The following is a 17,504-nucleotide window of genomic DNA, read 5'->3' on the forward strand; positions in this document are numbered from 1 at the left end:
CACGCGTACCGGGGCGACGTGTTCGATCGCGATCCGGCGGCATGCCCCGCATCAACGTTTTTTATATATTAGAAACCAAGCTCGCCGCGTGCAGAGACCGTGATGACGTCACGGCAGCATACGGCGTCGAACATGGAAAACTTGACGCATGCCCCGCCGACCTCCATCGGCCGGGCAGCGCTCGTTGGCTATACCGGACCAGGCGCGATGCCAGCCCGGCCCGGTATCGGGCGTCCGCTCACATTAACGACGATGCGAACAGAATGAATGAGTATTAAATATAGTTTAATACTCACATTTTTTCACTGTCAACAGAATTCACAATCGCAAAAAAAAACCGTTGCGGTCCGTTTCCGGAGCCGCAACGGTCATGCGCTACGTCATGGACGTACTGCTCAGTTGGTGTAGATGAGCCCGCGGCCGTTACCAGCGAAGTAGATGCGGCCGTAGGTGTTCCAGTCGCCCGCGATCACGCTGATGCCGCCGTACTGGTGCGTGTCGTCGTTGAAGCGCGCCCAGGTGGCACCGCCGTCGTCCGAGTGCCACACGCCCCACACACCGCCCCTCGTGCCGACGACGTAGACCGCGGCCGAGTACGAGCTGCCCGTCTGCGCCTTGCCCAGCGCGATCCTGGTGGCGCCTTGCAGCGCCCCCGTCGAGCCGCTGGCGGCTACCGTCGCGAAGCCGGAGAGCTTGGTCCAGTTCGCGCCCGAATTGGTCGAGTGGTACACGGCGTTGCCGTCGGCCACCCAAAGGTCGCCCGCGGCGTTGGGGTTGCCCACCATCGTCGTGAGCGCGAATTCATTGGGAGCGAAGTTCGCCGCTACCGAACCCTGGACCAGCGTGAACGAATGGCCGCTATCGGTCGAGACGTAGACCTTGCCCGTGGTTTGGTTCCACCATGCGCCGCCCCCATCGAAGGCGTAGACCTTGTTCGGGCTCTGGCGGTCGACGACCAGGCGATAGACGTTATTCAGGCCGCCGTTGGGCGCGGGCAGGCCGCTGACCTGGGTCCAGCTCGCACCATTGTTCGTGGAGTAGGACGGGATCGAGTTGGCGGGCGCCCAGACGATGTTGTTGCGCGACGTCGTCACGATGCTCACCGTGTCGGCGAAGTTGGTGGAGGCACCGGCGGCCAGGCTCGCGAAGTTCGACCACGTGTTGCCGCCGTCGCCGGACCAGGCGCCGTAGGCGCTCGTGGGCGTGTTGGAGAGGATGCCGGCAGTGACGATGTAGTTCGAGTCGGACCACAACACGTCGGCGGCGTCGCCATTGCCGAACGCGCTGTTGGGCGTCCTGGTCGGCGTCGCCGCGAGGTCCGTCTGGACCCAGGTGCCGATATCGCCGGCGCTGTTGACGAACTTGTACGACGCGCCGGCCGGCGGCGTGACGAGCGCCAAGGTTGCGGTCTCCTCGAGGTTGTTGACCGGAGCGTCCCAGCTCGGGCTGGCCGCGGACGCGTTCCACGTTTCCCAGACACCGCCGCCGTGGATGTGCATGATGTGGTCCTTGTTGGTCGGATCGATTTCGATGTCGTCCACCCAGCCCCGGTAGCCGCCGCCCCAATGCGTCATGCCGTCCGCGATTTCGCGCCAGCTGGCGCCGCCGTTGTCGGACAGCTGGACAACCGGCTGGCCCGAGCTCCACGTCCCGGTCACCGCGAGCGCGATCCGGGCCGTCGAGCCGTTGCCGTACACGGACACGCCGCCGTAGCCGCCCTGCGTGGTGGTGGCAAGCTGGGTCCAGGTCTCGCCGAAGGACACGCCGCCGAACCTGTAGAGGTAACCGGGACCGCCGGCGCCCTGCCCGGCGTTCTTGTTGAACGCCACGTAGTAGTTGCCGTCGCTGGTGCGCACCATGTGCGGGACGTAGTAGCCGGACACGTTGGACGGCACCGACACCGGCGTCCACGAGAAGCCGCCGTTGACGGACTTATACAGCGTGGAGGTCAGGCCCGCCTTCTGCGCGTAGTCCGGCGCGATGGCGGCATACATGTTCCACGTCGTCGCACCGCCGCCCACGTTCGAGTTGTCGAACATGATCTGCTCGACGCCCACCGAACTTCCGCCCATCCCGACGATCTCGCTGCCGGTCAGCACCTTGCTCGACAATCCGGTCTGGGTCCAGGTCTGGCCCGAGTCCGTGCTCTTCCACAGGCCGGCCGTGCGCGAGGCGTAGAACATCGTCGACGGATTCGTCGGGTCGAGCTTCAGGCGTTCGCCGACGGCGCGGGCGTTCTCGTTGGCACCCACCGGGAACGGCAGGTCGTAGTGCGTCCAGTTGGCGCCGCGGTCTTGCGAAACATAGATGCGGCCGTTGAACAGGGTGCTGCCGTCATAGTTGTGCGTGCTCAAGCCCGTGACCAGGTAGACCTTGTTGTCGTTGGTCGGATCGACGGCAAGGCTTTCGACGCCGTGGTAGGTACCTTCGCCCCCGTTGAAGCCGAGGCCGTCGGTGATGGGCGTCCACGAACCGCCTCCATTCCAGCGGTAGGCGCCGCCGACGTCGGTGCGCGCGTACAGGACGTTGTAGCTGGTCGGATGATAGATGAGGCCGGTGACGTAGCCGCCGCCGCCCCACTTTACGCTCGTATAGGCGGTAGCCGAGCCGGTGGTCGCGGCGAGGACCGGCGCGGTGCCGGACGCGCCCGGGGTCGTACTGCCGCCGCTGCAACCCGCGAGAAGCGCTGCGAGCAGCGCCGGGGCGATCATTGTGTGTTTCCGAATCATTATGTCTCCTCTGAAGGAATTGGATTAACGTTTTCCGGCATAGATCAACGTAGTCCCGCCGCGCTGGCCCTGCCGCCGGGCCGGACATCATCCGGCGCAGCGACAAGGAAGTCCTCGCCAAACCGGCACGAAGCGCGCTTCCTGTCCTTCGGTGTCGTCGCTGGTGTCGCACGGCAAGCCTTCGCTCGCCTTGCGACACCCGTCTGGATCGCACCTAAGTATTTTATATATTTAAAACCACTACGACCGTGCACAGATGCCGGGATGCGCCGCATCCTTGTACCGCATCCAACCGGGATTGCCATTGATCGCCCGTTCTGTCGCCTCCATCAACAGAGCAGGTCGCTCGCTCGGCACACTGTGAAGAAATTACCCGCGAGCCAAATTAACTCAACACTCAATAATATGCATGAGAGTTAATGCAGGATAAATCTCACACATTCTAACTGTCAATATGTATATATCCACAGAAAATTTGGCGGGACGGTGCGTGGAGGACGACGTAGCGGCAATAGCGCGTGACCGAAACGATGCGGGACGGCGCAAATTGCTCAAGAAAATAAAAACCGCTGCGGCTCCTTCCGAAGCCGCAGCGGTCATCGCCCATGTCAGGAACGGGTTACTCAGTTGCTGTAGATCAGACCGCGCGCGACACCGTTCACATAGATGCGACCATAGTTGTTCCAGTCGCCCACCATCACGGCGTTGCCGCCGAACTGGTGCGTGTCATCGTTCCAGCGCGACCAGGTCGCACCGCCATCGTCGGAATGGAAGATGCCCCACTGGCCGTTCAGCGTGCCTTCCACGTAGATCGCGGCCGAGTACGAGGAGCCCGCCTGCGCCTTGCCCAAGGCCACCTTCGTGGCACCCATCGTGCCGTTGGCGGACGCGAAGGAGCCGACCTGCACCCAGTTCCAGCCCGAGTTGGTCGAGTGGTACAGGGAATTGCCGTCGGTCACCCAGATGTCGCCCTCGGCGTTCGGGTTGACGACCATCGACGTGTCCCCCCAGCCGTTCGGCGCCATGTTCTGGGCGCCCCACATCCCGCTCAGCCCGAAGCTATGGCCGCCATCGTACGAGATGTAGACCTTGCCCGGCTGCCCGCTCCACGACGCACCGCCGGAATCGAAGGCATAGACCTTGCTCGGGTTCACGCGGTCCGCAGCGAGGCGGTAGGCGCGGAAGTAGCCGTTCCAGGTGGCGGTGAACGCCGGCAGGTTGGTCGACGTCCAGCTCGCGCCATTGTTCGTGGTATACGACGGCACCGAGTCTTGCGGTGCCCAGACCAGGTTGTTGCGGGACGTGACCGCCACGCTCTGCACCTGGCTCGAGCTCGCCGAGCCGCCGGTCGGCAGCGACGCGAACTGCGACCAGGTATTGCCGGCGTCGCCGGACCAGAAGGCCTTGACGACATGGCCGTTGACATTGTCGACGCCGGTGGCGGCGATATAGGTCGAATCGGCCCACGCCATGTCGGCCGCGTTGCCGCTGCTCCACGAGTTCAAGGGGCCTTTCGTCGGCCGCGTCGTGAGATCCGAGACGAGCCAGGTGCCGATGTCGCCCGCGCTGTTGATCAGCTTGTACGATGCGCCGGCCGGGGCTGCGACGGCGGCCAGCGTGGCGGTCTCCTCCAGGTTGTTGACCTTGGGACTCCAGGTCGGCGTCGCCGAGGAGGCGTTCGTGGTCTCGCAAATGCCGCCGCCGTGGATGTGCATGATGTGGTCGCGGTTGGCGGGGTCGATCGTCACGCCCTCGATCCAGCCCTTGCAGTCGTCCGAGGTGTGCGGCATGTTGGCCTCGACTTCGTGCCAGGTGAGGCCGGCGTTGTCGGACACCTGGATCTGCTTGCTGCTGTCGGCCCAGCCCGTCATGCCCACCGCGATGCGGGTGGTCGAGCCGGTGCCGTTGATCGCCAGGCCGCCGACGCCCATGCTGGTCGTGCTCAGCAACTGGGTCCAGGTTCCGCCATTGGCCCCGCCGCCGAACTTGTAGACATAGCCGGGACCGGGCCTGCCCTGGCCGCCGGTCTGGTTGAACGCCATGTAGAAATAGCCGTCTGCGGCGCGCACGACGTGCGGGATGTAGTAGCCGGACACCGCGGACGGTACCGCCACCGGCGTCCACGTCGCGCCGCCATTCGTGGACTGGTACAGCGCGGAGGTCAGGCCCGCCCGCTGGGCGTAGTCGGGGTTGACAGTGGCCCAGAGAACCCAGGTCTGCGTCCCCGTCCCGCGGTTCGGGGTATCGAACAGGACCTGCTGGGTGCCGTACACCTGGCCGCCGGTGGTCAGCCTGATGCTCGAGAAGCTCGTGACCTGGGCCCAGGTGTGGCCCGAGTCCGTGCTCTTCCACAGGCCGTCCTGGCGCGTGGCATAGTACATGATCGACGGCAGCTGGGGGTCGATCGACAGGCGTTCGCCGTAGGCCCGGCCGTCATCGTTGCCGCCCACCGCGAACGGCAGGTCGTAGTGCGTCCAGGTGGTGCCGCGGTCGCTGGAGATATAGATCCGGCCCTTCGGAGCCGGGTCCGCCGACGTCGCGGAATCGCCGGTGACCATGTAGACGAGCTGGTCGTTGTTTGGGTCGAGGGCGAGGCTTTCGACGCCGTGGAACCGACCTTCGTTGGGGCCGAAACCCAGGCCGTCGGTAATGGGTGTCCACGTCGAATTGGCCGTGTTCCAGCGGTAGGCGCCGCCGACGTCCGTGCGTGCGTACAGCAGGCTCGAATTGACCGGGTGGTAGATCACGCCGGTGACGTAGCCGCCGCCGCCCCACTTCGCGCTCGTCCAGGTGGTGGCCGAGCCGACGGTCGCCGCCATGACGGGGGACGTGCCCGCCGCGCCCGGGGTTGTGCTGCCGCCACTGCAGCCTGCGAGAAGGCCGGCGACGAGGGCCGGGATGATGAGTTTGTGAGTTCTGTTCACGATGTCTCCTCTGAAAGGAAAATGGTTGTATCCGGTATCGGGCGCGTTCGACCGCGCCGAACGCGGCCGGCAAAACGGTGAAAACACGCTTTCTGTTGCTCGGGTTGGTTCCGGTGCCCTGCCTGCCCTGCCTTGCCGATCGGGCCCGGATGCGCGCGCCGATTCTGTGTCGGTCGTCGTGCGAGTTCGGCAAGGCTTCGTCGCCCGTCCACGGCGCCGGCGCAGGCCCGCACGGCAGACGGTTGCGTTGTTCGCGTTCGGTTGGCATCCGATGCGGCAACGACGTTAACGAAATATTCTGTGAGAATTAATGAATATGAACGCAGTCTAAACCTCAATGTTTTCCACTGTCAATGGTCTGCACGAGTGAACGAAGTCAAGACGGTGAGCCGAAAAATGTGTTTGAACAGATCGCCCGGCGCGGGGACCGCGGGGACGGAGGCGGCGGGAAGACGCGGACACGGTCGTGCCGCCGTGGGAAGGTCAGAGGCGGTGCAGCCGGCGCAGGGGCCGGCCACAGAGGGGAAGAGAGGCGGTTATTGCACGATCAGATGGCGATAGCGGAGCCAGTCCTCGGCACGCCTGGGCCAGTTCGACGCATTGCCGAGGCCGGGATTCATCCCCATGCCGTGGCCGCCCCGCTCGAAGAAAACCATCTCCGCCGGCACGTGGGCTCGGGTCAGCGCCTGGAAGAAGAGGATGCTGTTCTCGATCGGCACGGCGCCGTCGTCCTGCGAGTGCATCAACAGCGTGGGCGGCGTTTGCGCGGTCACCTGCTTCTCCACCGACATCAGCCGGACGAGTTCCGCCGACGGATGCGCACCCAGCAGCGCTTGGCGCGACCCCATGTGCGCGGCGGACGGGTCCATCGTAATCACCGGATACATCAGGATCGCGAAGTCGGGCCGCGCGCTGACGGCATCGAGCTGCGCGCCCGTGCGCCCGGCGGGCTGGTCGTACAAGGTGGCCGCGCTGGCCGCCAGGTGGCCGCCGGCCGAGCTGCCCATCACGCCGATGCGGTCCGGCGCGACGCCGAATTTCTCCGCCTGCGCGCGCACCGTGCGGATCGCGCGCAGCACGTCCTGCAGCGGCGCGGGATGGCCGTAGTCGCCCAGGCGCGACTTCAGGACGAACGCGGTGATGCCGAGGCTCGACAGCCATTGCGCGTACTGGCGCCCTTCCCGAGTGAACGACAGGAATTCGTAGCCGCCGCCCGGACAGACGATGACGGCGGTGCGCGCGGGCCGGTCGATCGCGGCGGGATACACGATCAACGTGGGCCGCGAGACGTTGCTGATGCGGTCGCCGTCGACGTGTTCTGGCCCCGGGTTCGCCCGCGCATTCGGCACGCCTTCCGGCCAGAGGTCGATGACGTCCGTCTGCGCATGCGCGCCGGCGGCGACGAGGAACAGCAGTGAAAGAAACAGTTTTCGCATGGCGGTCGTCTCCCGGTGGGATGAAAAAAGGGGCAAGCCCAGGCCGCCCCAAAATCTGCGGTTAGCAGAGGAGATAAACTGTAGGCGCGCCGTTACGGATCTCGACGGGCATCGCGTCGATGACGCCACGCCATTAACGCAAATTCACTTCAATTAATTTACCGTTAATGAAGTCTACGCTTGATGCTTGCGCAATGTCAACAACGGTAAGCCCACTAAATTTCTTAAATGGCAAGAAATATTGCGTAGAGAACTCAGCGGCCGTCCACGACGGACTTGCCATCCTGGCGCAGCCGGGCGGCCGCGACGAGGCGCTGCATCGTCGCCTGCGCGGTAATGCGGTCGTCATGCCAATAGGCGCTGACGGCGTCGCGCATGGCGTCCTCGAGCGCGGGCGGCAGCGCCATCGAGACGCTGGGTACGAGCGTGTTCGCGCGCGCGGCGGCATCGAACGCGGCGCCCGACAGCTTGGCGCACTGGTCGAAACCCGCCAGGTCGACGCCCAGGCGGACGGGGATCGAACCCTTGGCGAGGTTGAACGCGTGCTGCACGGCCGGGGACAGCAGGTCCGACGCGAAGTCCTTCTGCGCCTTGATCTTGGCGGGACTCTTCACCTTGAACAACGCGAACGAATCGACGGCAAACGCATACGCCTTCGCCGTGCCGGGTGCGGGCACGCAGGCGAACTCCATCCCGGCGTTTTTCTGCGCGGCCTGGAACATGGGCTTGGCCCAGTCGCCCATCAATTGCATGCCGGCCTCCCCTTTGACCACCGTCGACGACGCGACGATCCAGTCGCGGCCCATCGCCGCGGGGTCGGTATAGGCCTTGATGCGGCGGAACGTCTGCAGGGCGCGTTCCATGTCCGGGCCCGCCAGCGCGCCGGGCTCGAGCGCCACGAACGCCCGGCGATAGAAGTCCGGCCCGCCCACGCCGAGCGCGACGCTTTCGAACAGAAGAAAATCCTGCCACGGCTGCCCGCCGTGCGCGACGGCCACGAAGCCCGCGCGCTTCATCGCGTCGGCGGCTGCGAAGAATTCGTCCCACGTGGCGGGCACGCGCGCGTTGGCCCGCTTGAGGACGCGCAGGTTAATCCAGAGCCAGTTGAGCCGATGCACGTTGACGGGCACCGCCACGTAGCTGCCCTTGTACTTCATCGCGTCGCCGACCGCCTTCGGCAGGATGGTGTCCCAGTGCTCGGCGCGCGCCACGTCGTCCACGTTGGCGAGGACGCCTTCACGGGCCCATTGCTGGATCACGGGAGTCTTGATCTGCGCGGCGGATGGGGGATTGCCCGACAACACGCGCGAGCGCAGCAGTGACAGCGGGAAGCCGTTGCCGTCCGACGACACGGCGAAGTCCCGCCAGGTATGGCCCTGGCGCTGCATGGCCGCCTTCAAGACCTGCGCCGCCTTGGCGTCGTCGCCGACGTCCCAGTAATGGAGCACCTCGAGTTCGCCCGCGCGGACGGCGCCGGCGGCCAGGCACGCGATCGCCAGTGCGATCGCGGCGTCCCATCCGGCTGGACGTCGAATGGAAATGAAGGCCATGACTCGCTCCCGCAACGCGCGCGCCCCGCAGTGCCGGCGGAGCCTGAAGAACATCATCTTAACGCGACAGGGCGGCTGTGTGAAGGCGGCATGCCGATTGTTCCCCCGTCCGTTATCCGTTAATATCGAGAAATGCAACTATTACTCGCCGAAGACGATCCCATTCTTGCGAACGGTTTGACTGCCCAGTTGAACGCGGCGGGTTTTACCGTCGAGCATGCCCCGAACGGCCCGGTGGCGGAATTCCTCCTCGCCAGGCAGGATTTCGACATCGCCATCCTCGACCTGGGGCTGCCCATGATCGACGGGCTCACGGTGCTGAAGAAGCTCAGGGCGACGAAACCCAATCTGCCCGTCGTCGTCCTCACGGCCCTCGACCGGCTCGACAGCCGCGTCGCGGGCCTGAACGCCGGCGCAGACGACTACATGACGAAGCCGTTCGACTTCCCGGAACTGGAGGCGCGCCTGCGCGCCGTGCTGCGCCGCGCGCGCAAGGACCCGGCCAGCGGCGGCGTCGCGGAGGCCGGCGTGCACGTCGACCGGGCCGCGCGGCGGGCCGTGATCCATGGCGAGGCGGTCGAACTGAGCCCGCGCGAGGCGACGCTGCTCGAACTGCTGCTGATCCATGCCGACAAGGTCGTCACGAAGGAACAGATCGCGGCCGCCTGGGCCGGCGACGGCACCGAGGTCGGCGCCGGCAACACGGCCGAAGTCCACATCCACCGCCTGCGCCGCAAGCTGGAAGGTTCGGGCATGGAAATCCGGACCGTGCGCGGCCTCGGCTACCTGCTGGCCGTCGAGCGCCCCGATGGACGGTCGGCCTGAATCGAGTTCGCCGCGCCGGTTCCGCCTCGGTCCCCGCAACCTGTCGCTGCGCCGCCAGCTCGTCGTGTGGGTGCTGGTGCCCCAGCTCGTGCTGTGGGTCGCGGGCGGCTGGGCCACCTACCGGCTCGCCGTCCGCTACGTCAACCAGGCGGCCGACGCCACGCTGTCGCAGGCCACGCGCGCCCTCGCGCGGCGCGTCAAGCCCATCGAAAACGGCCTGCTGATCGACTTTCCCCGCGCCGCGCAGGAAGTGCTCGAGACGGATCCCAACGACCGCCTGTTCTACATGGTGAGCACGCCGCCGGGCGAATTCATCCTCGGGAACAACAGCATCCCGATGCCCCCGCCCGGCATGCGGCCCCGTCTGAACGATCCGTATTTCTACGACGGCGAGCTGCTGCCGTCCGGCGCGGCCGCGCAGCGCCAAGACGGGCCCCCGATCAAGGTCAGGATCGCGGCGCTGTACCTGCCCTACGACGAACCGGGCGGCAAGCGGCAGTGGATGCTCGTGCAGGTCGCGCGCAACATGGCGCACCGCGAAGACATCTTCAAGATGATCCTCATCGACACCCTGCTGCCGCTGTCCGCGCTGATCCCGCTGATGACCCTCATCGTCTGGATCGGCACGGGCGCCGGCCTCGCGCCGCTGGTGCGCCTGCGCAAGGAGGTCGAGGGCCGCTCACCGATCGACCTGGCGCCGCTGCACATCGAATCGGCGCCGCAGGAAGTCAGGTCGCTGGTGCGGGCGCTGAACGAACTCCTGGCCTCCGTGCGCCAGAACGTCGACACGCAAAAGCGCTTCATCGCCGACGCGGCCCACCAGTTGCGCACGCCGCTGGCGGGGTTGAAGAGCCAGACGGCGCTGGCGATCGCGGCGACGGACGACCCGGCGCTGGTGGCCCGCCTGAAGCTGGTCGACCAGAGCGCCTCGCGCGGCGCCCACCTGATCAACCAGCTGCTGATGCTCGCACGTGCCGACCCCGACGTCGTGGCGCCGGCCGACAGGGCGCCGCTGAACGTGCAGGCGTTCGTGCAGGACATCGTCGCCGAATGGGTGCCGCGGGCCATGCGCGCGCGCGTCGACCTGGGCATGGACGACACCGCCCTGCCCGGCGTGGGCACGCCGCCGCACATCAAGGCGAACGCCTTGCTGCTGCGCGAGGCGCTGACGAACCTGATCGACAACGCGATCAAATACTCCGGACAAGACGCGAATCGCGGCGGCGAGGTCACGGTCGGCGTCGCGACGGATGGCGGCGACGTCCTGATCGTCGTCGCCGACAACGGCCCGGGCATCCCGCCCGCCGACCGCACGCGCGTGTTCGAGCGCTTCGTGCGCGCGACGGACCAGGGCGAAGGCTGCGGGCTGGGGCTCGCCATCGTGCGCGACATCGTCGCCCAGCACGGCGGCACCGTCGACCTGCAGGACGCCGAGCCGCACGGCCTGAAGGTGGTCATCCGCCTGCCGCGACTGTGACCTCGCGGCACCGGCCCGGCGCCGCCGGCGCGCCGCCCGGTTTATACTCGGCCCCATCCTCATCGTATTGACGACCGTGTCCGAACCCACACTCTCTCCGCCCCCTGGCGGCCACCGCAACGCACGCCCGCTCGCGGCGGCCGCCGCGCTGATCGTCACGATCACGCTCACGCTGGCCGGCCTGCTCGTGTCGAGCTACCACGACACCATCGCGCGCGAACAGACCAATCTGCGCAACCTGGCCGAAGCGTTCGCCGCCCAGACCCACTACGCGACCCTCGCGCTCGACCTCGCGCTGGCCCGCGCCGCCGAGCGTCTGCCGCAGGACGGCACGGTGGCCGCCATGCCGGGCGGCGCCCTCGAGGACATCCCCGCGCGCGTGCGCCGGCTCGACGCGGATGCGGCGGGCGCGCCGGGCGCCGGACCGCGCATCGGCATCGCGCTGCCGCCGCACGGCGCGCACGCGACCATCACGCTGGCGCGCGCGCTGCCCGCCGGCGGCGCCGTCATCGAGACGGACGCCGCCTATTACCAGCACATCTTCGATTCGGCCGACCTGGGCCACGGCGGCTCCGTCACCCTGCACCAGCGCGACGGCACGATGCTCGTGCGCAGCCCGACCTTGCCCGCGATGATCGGACGTTCGTTCGACCGCTCGCCGCTCTTCCGGGTACACTTGCCGCGCGCCGCGGTCGGCGCGTTCGAGGCGACGAGCCCGATCGACGGCGTGCGCCGGCTGTACGGCTACAGCGCCGTCGCCGGCTATCCGCTCGTCATCGTCACGGGCCGCGACCTGTCCGATATCCTGGCCGTGTGGCGCGGCTGGCTGTGGGTGGGCGTGCTCGCGTGGGCGCTGCTGTCGGCGACCTTGGCACTGCTGGCCTGGCGCACGAGCCGGGAGACGGCGCGCCAGGCGGCGCTGATCGCCCGCCTGCAGGCCAGCGAAGGCCGGCTCGCGCACAGCTTCGCCTACCTGAAGGCCATCCTCGATGCCGTGCCCACGCCGTTGTGGGTGCTCGACGGCGCGCGCCGCATCGTCCTGTTCAACCGCGCCTTCGCCCAGTTCACGGGACGCGGCGACGGCGCGGTGACGGGCCACCTCGAAGCGGAGGTGCTCGACCCGGCCGGCGCGCCCGCGCGCGACGCCTTGTACGCCACCAGCGCCGCGGACGGCGTGCACGCGCTCGAAACGGAAGTGCGCGACGGCAGCGGCGCGCTGCGCACCGCCATCCAGCTCGCGGCGCGCCTGGACAGCGAGGGCGACGCCATCCAGATCGTCAACAGCCTCACCGACATCACGGAACGCAAGCAGATCGAACTGCGCCTGGCCTACCTGGCCGACCACGATCCCCTGACGGGGCTGCCGAACCTGAACCGCCTGCGCCGGGTGCTGGCGGACGCACTGCACGACGCCGCCGTGCGGGGCGAGCAAGTGGTGCTGCTGTTGATCGCGCTGGAACGCCAGCAGGAAGTGGCCGACCTGCTCGGCATCGAGGCGGGCGACGACGCCGTGCGGCAGGTGGCCGCGCGCCTGGCAACCTTGGCACCGGCACCGCTCTGCGTCGCGCGCGTAAAAGCGAACGAATTCGCGCTCGTGCTGCCGGCCGGCCCCGCGTATCCGCCGGCCGACGCGGTCGCGCTGGAACTGTACGCGCTGATGTCGGAACCCGTGCGCGTGGGCGGGCGCGAGTTCCACCTGGCGCCCGTCATCGGCATCGCCGTGTACCCGCAGGACTCGGGCTCCGCCAACGAATTGATGCGCCTCGCCGACATCGCCAAGCACCGCGCCCGCAGCGAGGCGGGCGAACCCGTGCACTTCCATTCCGAGTCCACGCACATCCAGCTGGACGAGCGGCTCACGATCGAGGAGCAGTTGCGGCACGCGCTCGAACGCGACGAGCTGACGCCGCACTACCAGCCGAAGGTCGACATCGCGACGGGCAAGGTGGCCGGTTTCGAAGTCCTGCTGCGCTGGAACAGCCCCGTGCTGGGTGCCGTCCCGCCCGACCGCTTCATTCCGATCGCGGAACAGACGGGCCTCATCGTGCCGATCGGGACGTGGGTGCTGCGCACCGCGTGCGCGCAGGCGGGCCGCTGGGCGCGCGAGCACGGCATCGCGACGCGCATCGCCGTCAACCTGTCGATCCGCCAGTTCTACCAGAAGGACTTGCTGCAGGTGATCGCCGCCGCGCTGGCCGACGCCGACCTCGCGCCGCACGCGCTCGAGCTGGAGATCACGGAGAGCATCGCGATGAGCCGCGTGGACGTCGTCGAGCGCGTGCTGGGCGGCATCCGCGACCTGGGCGTCGAACTGTCGATCGACGATTTCGGCACCGGCTATTCGAGTCTCGCCTACCTGAAGCGCTTTCCCGTGCAGCGGCTGAAGATCGACCGCGCGTTCGTGCGCGACCTCGGGCGCGACGCCGACAGCGCGGCGATCGTGGCGTCCGTCGTCGCGCTGGGCCATGGCCTGCAGATGCGCATCGTGGCCGAAGGCGTGGAGACCGAGGCACAGCTGGCGCTGCTGCGCGCGCTCGGCTGCGACGAATTCCAGGGCTATCTGTTCGCGCGGCCGATGCCCGCCGCCGCCGTGCCGCCGCTGCTCCTCGCGTCAGGCACGTGAGCGCACGGCGCGCCGCGTGCGCCCGCCCGGCGGCGGCTGCGGATGGGCCGGACGCACGGGCGCCGGCACGTCGGCCGATGCCGCGAGGTCGGCCCACGCATCGAAACCCACCTTCAGCACGCGCAGCCGGTCGTAGGCACGCTGCAGCGCGGCCCGTCCCAGCACGAGGCGCAGCGGGCCGCGGCCGGCGGCGACGGCCTGCATGACCGCCAGCGCGGCGCGCGCGGCATCCACCCGCGCAGCGGCGCTCCCGCGCGCGGCGCGGCCCGCGAGGCCGTCGTAGTCGGCGATGCCGGCGGCGCGCGGCACGAGGGGATCGGTGTCGTCGCCGCTGCCCGGATCGACCAGGGTGACGCCGATGCCCAACGGTTCGACCTCGTAAAACAAGGCTTCCGCGAGCGCTTCCAGCGCGGAGCGCGCCGCCTGACTGAAGCCTTCGAACGCGGGCGCCGGCACGGAGGCACGCGCCAGCATCACGACGTGGCCGGCGCGGCGCGCGCGCATGCCGGGCAGGACGCGGCGCGCGAGATTGACGGGACCGAACACGTTTTCGTCGAACAGCGCGCGCATGGCGCCGTCCTCGCCCTCCTCGATCGCGCCGGGATAGCACTGCGCGGCGCTCGTCGCGAGCACGTCGATGCGGCCGAAGTGGCGCTCGGCAGCGGCGACGGCCATGTCGACGCTGGCCATGTCCGTCACGTCCAGCGCCAGCGCCAGCGCACGCCCCGGATGGCGCTCCACGAGCGGCTGCAGCCGCGCCGGCGTGCGCGCGGCGAGCACGGCGTGCTGGCCGGACGCCAGCACGGCTTCGGCCAGCGCGGCAGCCAGGCCGGCCGTCGCATCGGCGATGAACCAGATGGGTTGCTTCGTGTCGGACATCATTCCTCCTCGCGTCGTACGGTGCCTGGTTTGAGGTACCGCAATAGATGATTCTAGATGCAGGCTGGATACGGTTCCATAGGCGATTTTCCGAAACTCTTGCCTAAAATTCCAATCGTCATCCAATCGCGGGCACGGCCTGCGCAACGATCACGAACTTGATCGCGGGCGCCGCAGAACCGCGGCGGTCATCCATTGACCCCGGTCGAGTTTGCGCCTACACTTTGAGATGGTTGCGCTACCATTTTAATATGTTATAACAAATCGCAACCTTCCTGCCAGGAGGAGATCGTGCAAATCACTCGTCACGCAGCGCTCGTCGTCGCGCTCGCGGCCATGCTGCTGTCCACCGCTGCCGTCACCGCAGAAAACGCCCGCCTCGCGCCGCGCGAACGCATCCTGCTGGACGACGGCTGGCGCTTCCACGCCGGCGACCCGGACGGCAACTCCGCGCCTTATCTGTACGACGTCCGGCCCGCCGTGACCGTATCGGCCGACGGCAAGATGGCCGACGCCGTGCCCGAGGAGGCGGCGCGCGTCGCCGGCGCCAATATCCCCGTGCTGAAGCCGTGGATCCTCCCGACCGGCAACCCGTTCATCCGCGACCCGGCGCGGCACCACGCGCGGCCCGCCGCGGAACCGGCCGTGGACGCACCGTTCGCCCGCGCCGCATTCGACGATGGCTCCTGGCGTGCAGTCACCCTGCCGCACGACTGGGCCATCGAAGGCCCGTTCCTGACGACGGGTCCGTACGGCGGCATGGGCCGCCTGAAGACGTGGGGTCCCGTCTGGTACCGGCGCAAGCTCGACATCCCCGCCACCGACAAAGGCAAGAAGATCTTTCTCGACGTGGGCGGTGCCATGTCGTACGCGAGCGTGTGGGTCAACGGCCACCTCGCCGGCGGCTGGCCGTACGGGTACAGCTCCTTCCGCATCGACCTGACGCCGTGGCTCAAGCCGGGCGCGGCGAACCAGCTCGCGATCCGCCTCGACAACCCGCCGGAATCGGCGCGCTGGTATCCGGGCGCGGGCCTGTACCGCGACGTGTGGCTGACGAAGACGGCGCCCGTGCACGTGGGCCAGTGGGGCGTGACGGTGACGACACCGGAGGCGACGGCGGCGTCCGCGCGCGTCACGTGGCGCATCGCGCTCGACAACGACGGCGCGGCTGCGGCCACCGCCACCGTGACGACGGACCTGTATGCGCTCGACGACGCCGGCCACGCGGTCGGCAAGCCCGTCGCGACCGCGGTGTCGGCACCCGTCGCGGTCGCCCCCGGCCGCGGCGCCGCCGTGAGCGGATCGGCGGTCGTCGCGCACCCGCGCCTGTGGGGCCCGCCGCCCACGCAGCGGCCGCACCGCTACCTGCTCGTCGCGACCGTGCGTGAGGATGGCCGCGTCGTCGACCGCGAAGAGACGCCGTTCGGCATCCGCACCGTGCGCTTCGACCCGGACCGCGGCGTCGTCGTCAATGGCGAGCACATCCCGCTGCGCGGCGTGAACAACCACCACGACCTCGGCGCGCTGGGCGCCGCGTTCAACGTGCGCGCCGCCGAGCGCCAGCTGCGGATCATGGGGGCGATGGGCGCCAACGCGCTGCGCATGAGCCACAACCCGCCCGACCCGCAACTGCTGGACCTCGCCGACCGCATGGGCTTCCTCGTGATGGACGAGATATTCGATTCCTGGCAGCGCAAGAAGACGCCGCTCGACTTCCACCTGATCTTCCCCGACTGGCACGAGCAGGACTTGCGCGCCATGATCCGGCGCGACCGCAACCACCCGGCCATCATCCTGTGGAGCGTGGGGAACGAGGTGGGCGAGCAGTACACGGGCGAGGACGGTGCCGCCGTCGGTCGCGAGCTCGTCGCGATCGCGCACGACGAAGACCCCACGCGCCCCGCCACGAGCGCGATGAATTACGCGAAGGCCGACATGCCGCTGCCGCGCGTGCTGGACGTCGTCTCGCTGAACTACCAGGGCACCGGCATCCGCACGCTGCCCGGCCAGTTCCCGAAGTTCCGCGCCGCGTTTCCGGACAAGGTGATCCTGCACAGCGAGAGCGCATCGGCGCTGTCCAGCCGGGGCGAATACCAGTTCCCCGTCCCCGGCGTGCTGAGCGCCGCCGTGCGTCCCGGCGTCGGTGGCGATCCGGCCACGCGCCAGGTCAGCGCCTATGAATTGTTCGCGGCGGACTTCGGTGCGTCGGCCGACCGCGCGTTCGCATCGCTGGACGAGAACCCGACCGTGGCCGGCGAATTCGTCTGGACGGGCTTCGACTACCTGGGCGAACCGACGCCCTACTACGACGCGCGCAGCTCGTACTCCGGCATCGTCGACCTCGCAGGCTTCCCGAAGGACCGCTACTGGCTGTACCAGTCGCGCTGGCGCCCCGACGTGCCCATGGTCCACGTGCTGCCGCACTGGACGTGGCCGGAACGCGTGGGCCAGGTGACGCCCGTGCACGTGTTCACGTCGGGCGACGAGGCCGAGCTGTTCGTCAACGGCAAGTCGCAGGGCCGCCAGAAAAAGGCGCCGTATGCCTACCGCCTGCGCTGGGATTACGTGACGTACGCGCCGGGCGAGATCACCGTCGTCGCGTACAAGGACGGCCGCGAGTGGGCGCGCGAGACCGTGAGGACGGCCGGCGCCCCGGCCGCGCTGCGGGCGGACGCGGACCGCACGGCGCTCGCCAGCGACGGACGCGACCTGGCGTTCGTCACCGTGCGCATCGTCGACAAGGATGGTGTGCCGGCGCCCCGCGCGCGCGACCGCGTGCGCTTCACCGTCGACGGGCCTGCAGAAGTCGCCGCCACCGACAACGGCGATCCGACGGACTTCACGCCGTTCCAGTCTCCCGACCGGGCCGCGTTCAACGGCCTCGTGCTGGGCATCGTGCGCACGCGGGCCGGCGCGGGCGGGACGATCACGGTGCGCGCCGCCGGTGCCGGCCTCGAACCGGCGGTCGTGACCTTGCGCAGCACGCCGCGCGCCGAGTGATCCGACGGTCCATGCATTTGTTCAAAAACTTTTGCACAAACATAACGTGACGAGGCTCATC

At 68.3% G+C, this 17,504-nt stretch carries 9 protein-coding genes; 4 read left to right on the plus strand and 5 right to left on the minus strand.

Annotated elements, in window-relative coordinates; translation table 11 throughout:
- Positions 1–395: 395 nt before the first annotated feature.
- From NX784_RS27190 to NX784_RS27205, 4 genes are all read right to left on the minus strand, one after another.
- Positions 396–2,729 (minus strand): exo-alpha-sialidase, encoded by a 2,334-nt coding sequence (locus NX784_RS27190; protein WP_258819797.1) that lies wholly within the window; start codon positions 2,727–2,729, stop codon positions 396–398.
- A gap of 623 nt (positions 2,730–3,352) precedes the next feature.
- Positions 3,353–5,653: a beta propeller repeat protein gene (locus NX784_RS27195; RefSeq protein ID WP_258819798.1), complete on the minus strand. Its 2,301-nt coding sequence runs from the start codon at positions 5,651–5,653 to the stop codon at positions 3,353–3,355.
- 536 nt (positions 5,654–6,189) lie between these two features.
- On the minus strand, positions 6,190–7,089 hold the full coding sequence (locus NX784_RS27200) for an alpha/beta hydrolase (RefSeq protein WP_258819799.1): 900 nt from the start codon (positions 7,087–7,089) through the stop codon (positions 6,190–6,192).
- 254 nt (positions 7,090–7,343) lie between these two features.
- Positions 7,344–8,639 carry an ABC transporter substrate-binding protein gene (locus NX784_RS27205; protein WP_258819800.1) on the minus strand — a complete coding sequence of 432 codons (1,296 nt, stop codon included), beginning with the start codon at positions 8,637–8,639 and terminating at the stop codon, positions 7,344–7,346.
- A 132-nt stretch (positions 8,640–8,771) separates the two neighbouring features.
- Between NX784_RS27205 and NX784_RS27210 the strand changes: the two genes are divergently transcribed.
- The 3 genes from NX784_RS27210 (at position 8,772) to NX784_RS27220 (ending at position 13,564) form a co-directional block, all read left to right on the plus strand.
- Positions 8,772–9,464, plus strand: a complete 693-nt coding sequence (locus tag NX784_RS27210; RefSeq protein WP_258819801.1) for a response regulator transcription factor — start codon at positions 8,772–8,774, stop codon at positions 9,462–9,464.
- Entirely contained in the window at positions 9,448–10,941 is a 1,494-nt protein-coding gene (locus NX784_RS27215) for a sensor histidine kinase (RefSeq protein ID WP_258819802.1), read from the plus strand. The genes NX784_RS27210 and NX784_RS27215 overlap by 17 nt, the downstream gene beginning before the upstream one ends.
- A 76-nt stretch (positions 10,942–11,017) precedes the next feature.
- Positions 11,018–13,564 carry a putative bifunctional diguanylate cyclase/phosphodiesterase gene (locus NX784_RS27220; protein WP_258819803.1) on the plus strand — a complete coding sequence of 849 codons (2,547 nt, stop codon included), beginning with the start codon at positions 11,018–11,020 and terminating at the stop codon, positions 13,562–13,564.
- Here the strand turns inward: NX784_RS27220 and NX784_RS27225 are convergent.
- A complete protein-coding gene (locus NX784_RS27225; protein WP_258819804.1) occupies positions 13,553–14,443 on the minus strand; it encodes an SDR family NAD(P)-dependent oxidoreductase in 891 nt (296 codons plus the stop codon). The two genes, NX784_RS27220 and NX784_RS27225, sit on opposite strands and share 12 nt — an antisense overlap.
- A gap of 291 nt (positions 14,444–14,734) precedes the next feature.
- Here NX784_RS27225 and galB point away from each other — a divergent pair, with 291 nt between their 5' ends.
- Positions 14,735–17,443, plus strand: coding sequence for a beta-galactosidase GalB (gene galB / locus NX784_RS27230; RefSeq protein WP_258819805.1), 2,709 nt, complete (start codon positions 14,735–14,737; stop codon positions 17,441–17,443).
- Positions 17,444–17,504 lie beyond the last annotated feature (61 nt).

Source organism: Massilia pinisoli, assembly GCF_024753285.1.
Classification (GTDB): Bacteria; Pseudomonadota; Gammaproteobacteria; order Burkholderiales; family Burkholderiaceae_D; genus Telluria; species Telluria pinisoli.